Annotated in this window: 5 protein-coding genes, 1 pseudogene and 1 riboswitch; all 6 genes and pseudogenes read left to right on the forward strand. The window is 30.3% G+C overall.

Annotated elements, in window-relative coordinates; genetic code table 11:
* A pseudogene (locus KHW44_RS10125) lies at nucleotides 1–98 on the forward strand (V-type ATP synthase subunit D); the annotation flags it as partial.
* Between the two features lie 84 nt (nucleotides 99–182).
* Complete coding sequence (locus KHW44_RS06300; protein ID WP_304067326.1) at nucleotides 183–542, forward strand: hypothetical protein; 360 nt, start codon at nucleotides 183–185, stop codon at nucleotides 540–542.
* A gap of 83 nt (nucleotides 543–625) precedes the next feature.
* The gene (gene pepF / locus KHW44_RS06305) at nucleotides 626–2362 is read left to right on the forward strand and encodes an oligoendopeptidase F (RefSeq protein ID WP_304067328.1); all 1737 of its coding nucleotides are present in this window, start codon (nucleotides 626–628) and stop codon (nucleotides 2360–2362) included.
* A gap of 11 nt (nucleotides 2363–2373) precedes the next feature.
* The gene (locus KHW44_RS06310) at nucleotides 2374–2745 is read left to right on the forward strand and encodes a VOC family protein (protein WP_304067331.1); all 372 of its coding nucleotides are present in this window, start codon (nucleotides 2374–2376) and stop codon (nucleotides 2743–2745) included.
* Nucleotide 2746: 1 nt separating this feature from the next.
* Nucleotides 2747–3661 carry an ABC transporter ATP-binding protein gene (locus KHW44_RS06315; protein ID WP_002839932.1) on the forward strand — a complete coding sequence of 305 codons (915 nt, stop codon included), beginning with the start codon at nucleotides 2747–2749 and terminating at the stop codon, nucleotides 3659–3661.
* Nucleotides 3661–4869: an ABC transporter permease gene (locus KHW44_RS06320; protein ID WP_304067336.1), complete on the forward strand. Its 1209-nt coding sequence runs from the start codon at nucleotides 3661–3663 to the stop codon at nucleotides 4867–4869. The genes KHW44_RS06315 and KHW44_RS06320 overlap by 1 nt, the downstream gene beginning before the upstream one ends.
* A 57-nt stretch (nucleotides 4870–4926) precedes the next feature.
* Nucleotides 4927–5018, forward strand: a riboswitch (SAM riboswitch). This riboswitch is flagged as partial in the annotation.

Below are 5018 nucleotides of genomic sequence, written 5' to 3' on the forward strand. Positions count from 1 at the left end.
AATACGAACAATCAATTAAAGATACTGAAGATATCTTAGCCGAAAAAGAAAGAGAAGAATTCTTCAGATTGAAGATGGTCAAAAAGAAAAAGAAATAAATATCGGTTGGGCAGATGGTTTGCCTGACCGTTTTTTTGTTGTATGATGTATATAGCAAATAAATTAAAAAGAGAAGGATGAATATGAATACGTTAAAATTTTTGACACATTGTATTTGGTGGCAAGATATAAAAAAACCAGAGAAATTTTCTGAAAATATTTTAAGAATACTATATATTGCTCTGGAATTATTTATTAGTTGGTTTTTGATAATGTATTTAACAAATTTCAGTTTGAATAAAGTGCTTTATGTATTTTTATCCATCTATATAATATTATCTTTGTTGACATTTGGAGCTATTAGATCGTATTTGCTTGAAATATCAGAAGATAAACCTCTTTTATCTTGGGGATTTTGGATTTTGGACTGGCAACTTTCTTTAGTTGGATTGTTTTTTTTAGCATTTAACAGAGGAAATATTTTTAAAATAATTAAAAAATAATTTTAAGGAATTTAAAAAAGAATTCCTTATTTTTGTTTGTGAATGGTAACGGTTTGAGGTATTATATAAATAGAGGTGATTATATGTGTAATTGGGATTTGTCCAAGATGTATAAGGACAAGAACGAAATTGAAAAAGATATTAAATTAGTTAACGAAAATATTAATAAAATTGATGAATTGAAGAAAAATGAAAAGGATAATTTTATAAAAATAATGGATTTACTTTTCGAAACTGACAGAGTAATGGATAATTTGTACACTTACGCTTCAATGAAAAAGGATGAAAACAGCAAGGTTTCAGATAGTGTAAAATTGGAATTGGAATTGTCATCATTGTACAACAAGCTACAATCTAGATTTTCTTTTGTTGAACCATTTGTTTTATCATTAAAAGAAGATGAACAAGACAAACTTATCAGAGAAAATCCAAGTTATGAAATATTCTTCAAAAAGATTTTGAGATTTAAGGAACACACTTTATCTGCAGAAGAAGAAAACATTATTTCTCTTATGAGTGAAGCTATGTCAAGCCCTCACAATGATTTCTACAGTTTGCAAAACACAGATATGGAATTTCCTTATGTAGAATCAATCGATGAAAAGCTTACAAATGCTAATTTTGTTCCACTATTATCTAAGCTTCCACGTGAACAAAGAAAAGAAGTTTTTGAAAAATATTACGATGAATTAGCTAAGTACAACAATACTTTTGGCTCTACTTTGTATGCGAATATCAAAAATTTGGTTATACTATCTAAAATCAAAAAATACGACAGTGCAAGACAAATGGAATTATTCAACGACGATGTTGAAGAAGTTGTGTACGATAATTTAATCGACATTGTGCACGAATACTTGCCATACATGTACAAATACTACAAGGCAAGAACAAAATTGTTAGGATTAGATGAGCACCACATGTACGATGTTTATGTTCCATCTACAAAAGGTTTTGATCGTGAAATTCCATTTGAAGAAGCTAAGAAAATGGTGATTGAAGCTGTAAAACCAATGGGAGAAGAATATCAATCTATCATGAAGAAAGCTTTTGAAGAAAATTGGATTGATGTTTATCCAAAAGATGGCAAGAAACCAGGCGCTTACAGTTGGGGATCATACGATTCTTATCCATACATTTTATTAAACTACACAAATGATGTGGATTCTGTGTTCACTTTGATTCACGAATTGGGTCATTCAATTCATTCATATTATTCAAGAGCTAACAATGAGTTCAAATATGCAGGTTATACTATATTTGTTGCAGAAGTTGCAAGTACTTGTAACGAAATGTTGTTGTTGGATTATATGATTAAAAACGCTAAGAATGACGATGAAAAACTATACTTGTTAGATCATCACATCAACTCATTCAAATCAACAATTTTCAGACAAACTATGTTTGCAGAATTTGAACGAGAAACTCACAAATTAGTTGAAGAAGAAAAGGCATTAACTGGAGAAGATTTCAACGAAATTTACCTTAACTTAAACAAAAAATACTTCGGAGATAGTGTTGTATCAGATGATTTGATTAAGTACGAATGGTCAAGAATCCCTCATTTCTACACTAACTTCTATGTGTATAAGTATGCTACAGGTCTTAGTTCATCATCAATCTTGTCACATAAGATTTTATCGGGAAATGAGCAAGATTTGGAAAACTACAAGAATTTCTTAAAAGATGGTAACAAAAACTATCCTCTAGTACAACTTAAAAACGCTGGAGCAAACATCAAAGATAAAGAAGTTTTGAGAACTGCTTTTGAAGTTTTTAAAGAAAAAGTATTAGAATTTGAAAAAATTGTCAATAAATAGGGGAGAAATTCATGAAATATAAATCATTACACACATGTATCAGAGTAACTAATTTGGAAAAATCAATCGAGTTTTATGAAAAAGCTTTAGGTATGGAAGTTACAAGCAAGAAAGATTTCCCTGAAGATAAGTTCACACTTGTGTATATGACAAGCGATCACAACTATGAAATCGAACTGAGTTATAACTACGGGAAGACAGATTATACTCATGGCGATTTCTACGGTCACATGGCTTTTGAAGTTGAAGATTTGAAAAAATCACACGAATATCACAAATCTTTAGGTTATGAAGTTGACGAATTAGGTGGACTTGAAGGTGTTGCAACATTTTATTTCATGAAAGATCCAGATGGTTTCAACATAGAAATAATCGGTAAATAGTATGAATCTTGAGTTAAAACATGTGAATAAATCTTTTGGAGATAACAAAGTTTTAACCGATATTTCATTTAAAGTTGAAAGCGGACGTGCTTTTGGGTTTTTGGGTAGAAATGGAGCCGGAAAAACTACAACTATGAGAATCATTACGGATGTTTTGAGTGCTGATAGTGGACAAGTTTTGATTAACGGCTCTCCCATTAATTATAATGAAGTTAATATCGGATATCTTCCAGAAGAAAGAGGGTTGTATTCCAACGAAAAAGTGTTTACACAATTGTATTATTTTGCAAGACTTAAAGGTACAGACAGAAGAAGTGCTCTTCAAAATGTAAGATATTGGCTTGACAGATTTGATTTGGCAAAATACAAGAACAGAAAATTGTCCACTTTATCCAAAGGTTTAAGGCAAAAAGTTCAAATTATTTCTGCTCTTTTAAATGACCCTGATATTTTGGTATTGGATGAGCCGTTTTCTGGACTTGATCCAATCAATGCCCATGAACTAAAATTGGCTGTTGGAGAATTTATACAAAATCAAAAAATAGTTATATTCTCCAGCCATTTGATGAGTTATGTTGAAGAATTTTGCAGAGATGTTTGCGTTATTGAAGAAGGTAGAATTATTTTGAATGGGGATTTGAATGAAATCAAAACTTCAATGGCTGAGAAAAAAATGCTACTTAATGCAAACAATATGGGAATTTGGGAATTAAAAGAGTTATTGGAGTCAGAAAATTTGATATATCCAGATGCTGTTGTCAGAGAATTCAAGCTTTTGGTCAGACTTACTGAGAATGTAACCAAAGAAGATATACTAGAATTTATGATGTTAAATCAAATCGACATCAATTGTTTCAGTCAATACGAACCTAGTCTTCAAGATGTATTTGTGTCAAAGGTTGGTGTTAGAGAATAATGAAAAAATTTAGTAGAGTATTTAATTTTGAATTTAATTCTATAATAAGACACAATTCGTATTTGATTGCAACATTAGTAATCACAATATTGGTGTTTGCTTTGTCGTTTTTGCTGAGATTTATGCCATCTATTTTTAATAGCATGAATACTGGAGCGAACAAAAACGCAACCATAGATATTAACACTCTTACATTTGATAAAACTTGTATTTATTCATCTGATAACAAAATTGATGTGAAGTATTTGAAGACTATTATGGGACTTGATGATAAAAATATCCTAAAATCCGAAGATGAAGTGAAAAAAGCTGTCGAAAATGGAGAATACAACATTGGATTTGTAGTTGAAAGTCCTACAAAATTTAATTCTTATATAAAAAACAAAGAGTTTATGGATGATCATTCACAACGCTTTACAAAAGCTTTGGAGAAGTATAATTACGATAAAAGTCTGATTAATAATGGAGTGGATCCTGGAATAATCGAGAAAAACTCAAAAGAGAAAATCGACTTTACAGAAAAAGTTTTGAATAAAGACCGTTCGCACTCATTTGTGTTTTCGATAGTTTTCGTAATACTTTTTGATTTGATGATTTTATTCTACGGAAGTGTTATGAGTAACAATATCTCCAGAGAAAAAAAGGACAAAACTATTGAAGTTCTACTATCATCAGCAAAACCAAGTGTGTTTGTGTTTGGCAAACTATTAAGTTCAGCAGTTTTGGGAATAATCCAATACTTTATATTTATTATTGCGGGAATAATCGGAATATTTGTTAATAAAAACTATTATCCAGAAGGAATTTGGACGTTTTTCACAAATACTTTGAGTCTAAAATTCTTGTTGACTATACTTTTGTTTGTAGTGTTTGGATTTGTTTTGTATTTGATATTGTTCCAAATTCTTGGACTTGCTGTAAAAAGAGCGGAAGAAGTTAATTTCCTAATAGTTCCAATATTTTTGGTACTCGTTGGATTATTCTTTGTAATAATCAATTCATTAGGAAAAGACAGCGATATTTTGATTAAAATATTATCGTTTGTGCCTTTTTCATCTGCAACCTTGATGCCAGTTAGATTTTTATTGAATGATGTGAAGTTATTGGAAATAGGAATATCATTTGGATTGATGCTTGTAGTGATAGTTTTATTGTTAATAAAAGCAATAAAAATGTATCGCAAAAGCGCAATGGAAAATATCGATTAAAACACTTGACAGAATATGCAAATAGTGTTAGTGTTATATTATAACAACTAGATAATTATCTTATTAAGAGTAGTGGAGGGAATGGGCCCTATGAAACTCAGCAACCTATTAAATTAGGTGCTAAATCCCACAGGAAATCCTGAAAGATA

Origin of the sequence: Finegoldia magna (genome assembly GCF_018371055.1) — a bacterium.
Taxonomy (GTDB): Bacteria; Bacillota; Clostridia; order Tissierellales; family Peptoniphilaceae; genus Finegoldia; species Finegoldia magna_I.

Bases quoted from the DNA above. Each gene is read 5' to 3' on its own strand.
- KHW44_RS06320 (WP_304067336.1), top strand. From the start codon at position 3,661: ATGAAAAAATTTAGTAGAGTATTTAATTTTGAATTTAATTCTATAATA.
- KHW44_RS06310 (WP_304067331.1), top strand. From the start codon at position 2,374: ATGAAATATAAATCATTACACACATGTATCAGAGTAACTAATTTGGAA.
- KHW44_RS06300 (WP_304067326.1), top strand. From the start codon at position 183: ATGAATACGTTAAAATTTTTGACACATTGTATTTGGTGGCAAGATATA.
- pepF (WP_304067328.1), top strand. From the start codon at position 626: ATGTGTAATTGGGATTTGTCCAAGATGTATAAGGACAAGAACGAAATT.
- KHW44_RS06315 (WP_002839932.1), top strand. From the start codon at position 2,747: ATGAATCTTGAGTTAAAACATGTGAATAAATCTTTTGGAGATAACAAA.